The sequence below is a fragment of the Micromonospora sp. 4G55 genome, assembly GCF_016803375.1.
Genome location: NZ_JAEVHN010000541.1, coordinates 1 through 4250, shown reverse-complemented (window position 1 = coordinate 4250; position 4250 = coordinate 1). Strand labels below are relative to the sequence as shown.

4 protein-coding genes and 1 riboswitch are annotated in these 4250 nt (G+C 73.7%); all 4 genes read right to left on the bottom strand.

Annotated features, from left to right (window positions below):
- Positions 1-271, bottom strand: a 271-nt coding sequence (locus JNW89_RS29360; protein ID WP_238451562.1) for a thiamine phosphate synthase, incomplete at its 3' end; no start/stop codon positions are given.
- Positions 266-374, bottom strand: a riboswitch (TPP riboswitch). (Overlaps the previous gene by 6 nt.)
- 241 nt (positions 375-615) lie before the next feature.
- Positions 616-1578 carry an aldo/keto reductase gene (locus tag JNW89_RS29355; RefSeq protein WP_179801867.1) on the bottom strand — a complete coding sequence of 321 codons (963 nt, stop codon included), beginning with the start codon at positions 1576-1578 and terminating at the stop codon, positions 616-618.
- A 63-nt stretch (positions 1579-1641) separates the two neighbouring features.
- Positions 1642-3321 carry an ABC-F family ATP-binding cassette domain-containing protein gene (locus JNW89_RS29350; RefSeq protein ID WP_238451561.1) on the bottom strand — a complete coding sequence of 560 codons (1680 nt, stop codon included), beginning with the start codon at positions 3319-3321 and terminating at the stop codon, positions 1642-1644.
- Positions 3322-3362: 41 nt separating this feature from the next.
- A complete protein-coding gene (locus JNW89_RS29345; RefSeq protein ID WP_238451563.1) occupies positions 3363-3968 on the bottom strand; it encodes a methyltransferase in 606 nt (201 codons plus the stop codon).
- Positions 3969-4250 lie beyond the last annotated feature (282 nt).

Genomic DNA, 4250 nt, shown 5'->3' with positions numbered 1-4250 from the left:
GGTCGTCCGCCCCGACGTGGCCCCCGGCGGCGCCGACCGCGAGTGCCACGTGCAGCCGGTCGTTGACCAGGCACGGCACCCCGTACGGCGCGCAGAGCGCGAGCACCCGGCGGGCCAGGTCGTACGCCTGCCGGTCGGTGGCGTCGTCGGCCACCCGAACCTGCACGACCAGCTCGGCGCGGGCCACCGGCAGGGCGGCGCGCAGCACGGCGAGCGGGTCACGCCCCGGCCGGGTGTCGGTGATCAGATGCAGTCGTCCCAGGGACGGCACGGCAACGCTCCTCCCTGCGCCGGCATTACCCGGATCAGGTTCGACGGTCGGGGGCTTCAGCCCCCCTCTCAGCCCGGTGCACCGGGCTCCCGTGGGTCACTTGCGGCATACCGTACGACGGATGCGCCGATCCGCCAAGGGCGGGGGTGCGCTTTTCCCACGGACCGTCTCATCTCGACGGTGCGGGCAGCGCGTGACGGACCGCTCACGCCATGCTGTCCGGTTGGCCCTCAGTGGACGGGCCGGGCACGAAAGAGCGGGGCACCTCGGCGGCGTCGCAACGGCTCCGAGGTGCCCCGCTCACGGGTGGTGCGACCGTCGGCGGCAGGCCGACCGGCCGACGGTCAGAGGATGGCGTCGAGGGCGTCCAGGTCCTCGTCGGTGGGCTGCCAGGTCCCGGCTTCGGCGTTGGCCCGCACCTGCTCCGGCGTGGTGGCGCCGGCGATCACCGAGGTCACCGCCGGACGGGCGGCCAGCCCGCCGATCGCCACCTGGAGCATCGACAGGCCGCGCTCGCCGGCGTACGCCTCGATGGCCTCGATGGTGTCCCAGTCCGCGGCGGCGAGACGCTGCGCGTATCGGCCGCCGCCGGAGAGCCGGCTGCCGGCGGGCGGCGCCTCGTTGCGCTTGTACTTGCCGGTGAGCAGGCCGTTGGCGAGCGGGAAGAACGGCAGCATGCCCAGGCCGAACCGCTCGCAGGCGGGCACGACCTCGGTTTCGACGGAGCGTTCCAGCAGCGAGTAGTGGTTCTGCGCGCTGATGAACCGGGCCCGCCCGTTGGACGAGGCGACCCAGTCGGCGTCGGCGATCTGCCAGCCGGCGAAGTTGGAGTTGCCGAGGTAGCGCACCTTGCCGGCGCGGACGAGGTCGTCCAGGGCGGCGAGCGTCTCGTCGATCGGGGTGCCCGGGTCGGGCTCGTGCATCTGGTACAGGTCGATGTGGTCGGTGCCGAGCCGGCGCAGCGACGCCTCCACCGCCCGGGCGATGTAGCGGCGCGCGCCCCGGGCGCCGTGGTCGGGGCCGTTCATGCCGTGCATGTCCATGCCGAACTTGGTGGCCACCACCACGTCGTCCCGGCGCCCCTTGAGCGCCTGCCCGAGCAGTTCCTCGGAGCCGCCCTGCGGTTCGCCGTAGATGTCGGCGGTGTCGAAGAAGTTGATCCCGGCGTCGAGGGCGGCGTCGACCACCGCCCGGGTGCCGTCGAGGTCGAGCTTGCGGCCGAAGTTGTTGCAGCCGATGCCGACCACGGACACCACGAGCCCGGAGTCGCCCAACCGGCGGTAGGTCATCTCAGTCACGTGATCCACCCTATGCCCGCCGCGAGCCGCGGGCCCCGGGGCCGCCCGCCGGGGGCGGGCACCATGGAGCCGTCAGCGCACGTCCCAGACCGGCTCCGGCGTCTCCACCACCTCGCCGTCGCCGCCGAACAGCACGAACCGGTCGAAGGACCGGGTGAACCAGCGGTCGTGGGTGACCGCGACCACCGTCCCGGAGAACGCGGCCAGCCCGACCTCGAGCGCCTCGGCGGAGGCGAGGTCGAGGTTGTCCGTCGGCTCGTCGAGCAGCAGCAGGGTCGCCCCGGACAGTTCCAGCAGCAGCACCAGGAAACGCGCCTGCTGCCCGCCGGAGAGGGTGCCGAAGCGCTGGTCGCCCTGCGCGGCCAGCTCGTACCGGGACAGCGCCGCCATCGCGGCGTGCCGGTCCATTCCGGCCCGGTGCTCGTCGCCCCGCCAGAGGATCTCGACCAGGGTCTTCGCCACCAGCTCGGGCCGGTCGTGGGTCTGGGAGAAGTGGCCGGGCCGGACCCGCGCGCCGAGCCGGACCATGCCGTCGTGGGCGACCGGAGCCAACGCGGCCGCGCCGTCGACCGGGCCGTTGGCCGGGTCCGGGTCGGTGCCACCCCGGGCCAGCAGTCGGAGAAAATGGGACTTCCCCGTCCCGTTGGCGCCGAGCACGGCGACCCGGTCGCCGTACCAGAGTTCCAGGTCGAAGGGGTAGGTCAGGCCGTCGAGCTCCAGCTGGTCGCAGATGACCGCGCGCTTGCCGGTCCGCCCGCCGGCCAGGCGCATCCGGATGTCCTGGTCCTTCGGGGGTACGGGCGGCGGCCCGGCCTCCTCGAACTTGCGCAGCCGGGTCTGCGCCGCCTGGTAGCGCGACGCCATCCCGTCGTTGTACGCGGCCTTCTGCTTGTACATCAGCATCAGCTCGCGCAGCTTCTGGTGTTCCTCGTCCCAGCGTTTGCGCAGCTCGTCGAGGCGGGCGTGCCGGGCCACCCGGGCGTCGTACCAGCTGGCGAAGCCCGCCGGGTGCACCCAGGCGCTGCCGCCCTCGACGGCGACCACCCGGTCGGCGGTCTGCGCCAGCAGCTCCCGGTCGTGCGAGACGTAGAGCACGGACTTGCCGGACTCCCGCAGCCGCGCCTCCAGCCAGCGCTTGCCGGGCACGTCCAAGAAGTTGTCCGGCTCGTCGAGGAGCAGCACCTCGTCGGTGCCGCGCAGCAGCAGTTCCAGGGCGAAGCGCTTCTGCTGACCGCCGGAGAGGGTCCGCACCGGGCGGTCCCGGGCGGCGTCCCAGGGCAGGTCCAGCACGATCGTGGCGACCGTGTCGAAGAGCACCTCGGCGTCGTACCCGCCGGTTTCGCCCCAGGCGGCCAGCGCGTCCGCGTACGCCAGCTGGGCCTTGCCGGCGGCGGTGCTGTACTTGCCGCGCAGCTCGGCCGACCGCATGGCCGCCTCGGTCTCGGCGACCCGGCGGCCGGCGTCGCGCAGCGCCGGTGGGGCGAGCGAGAGCGCCAGGTCGGCCAGCGTGGTGTCGTCCCCGATCATGCCGATGAACTGCCGCATCACACCGAGGCCACCGGCCCGGGCGACGGCGCCGGTCTTCACCGGCAGGTCGCCGGCGACCATCCGCAACAGCGTCGTCTTGCCGGCGCCGTTCGGGCCGACCAGGGCGACCTTGGCACCCTCACCGACCCGGAACGACACGTCGGCGAAGAGTTCCCGGCCGTCGGGGAGGATGTGCCCGACCCCTGCCACGTCCACGTATCCCACGCCGGCATCCTGCCGGAGCGGGCGGCGCGGGCGACACCCGATTACCGGGTGACCCGCAGCACCCGGTAGCCCTTCTGGCTGGCGTGCCGCTCGACCTGCCAGCCGCCGTCGACCAGCCAGCGGTGCAGCGAGTCGCCGCCGAGGTGGCGGGCGACCACCAGCCAGGCGACGCCGTCCGGGGCGAGCCGGGGCAGCCAGCGGCGCAGCAGCTCGTGCAGTTCGGCCTTGCCGATGTGGATCGGCGGGTTGGACCAGATCTGCGCGAAGGTGACGTCGGCCGGGACCTCGTCCGGGGCGACCGCCCGGAGCCGGTCGGCGGCGCCGACCCGGCGGGCATTCTCGGTGGTGAGGGCGCGGGCCCGCTCGTTGACGTCGACCGCCCAGACGGTGGCGGCCGGTGCGCTGGTGGCCAGCACGCAGCTGATCGGCCCGAAGCCCGAGCCGATGTCGAGCAGGTCCCCGCCGACGGTGGCGGTCGGCAGCTCGGCCTTGCGCAGCAGGACGGCGGTGCCGGGGTCGAGCCGGTCCGCGGAGAAGACCCCGCTGGCGGAGGCCAGGGTGTAGTCGCGCCCGGCGACGGAGAACTCCACCTCCCGCGGGCGCGCCGCAGCGGTGGGTCTGGTGGAGAAGTAGTGGTCGCCGGTCACGTCCGGCATTCTCCCACCGGCCCCGAGGGCGGTCGCGGTCGCCTCGGCGGGAAGGACGCCGACGCGCCCGCGTCGGAATTTCCCATTATTACCCCCTAAAGGGGCAATGGCTCCTACTCTGGGCGACATGGTGTATCGGTACGAGTCCGATGAGGACGCCTTCGTGGAGTACCCGCGGTCCGAGTCGACCTGCCGGAGTTCCCGCCCGGCCCGCCTGCGCCGGCCGGGCCGTCTCCGTCCCGCTTCCCGACCCCGTCCCTGCCGCGGACCACCCGGCCGGCC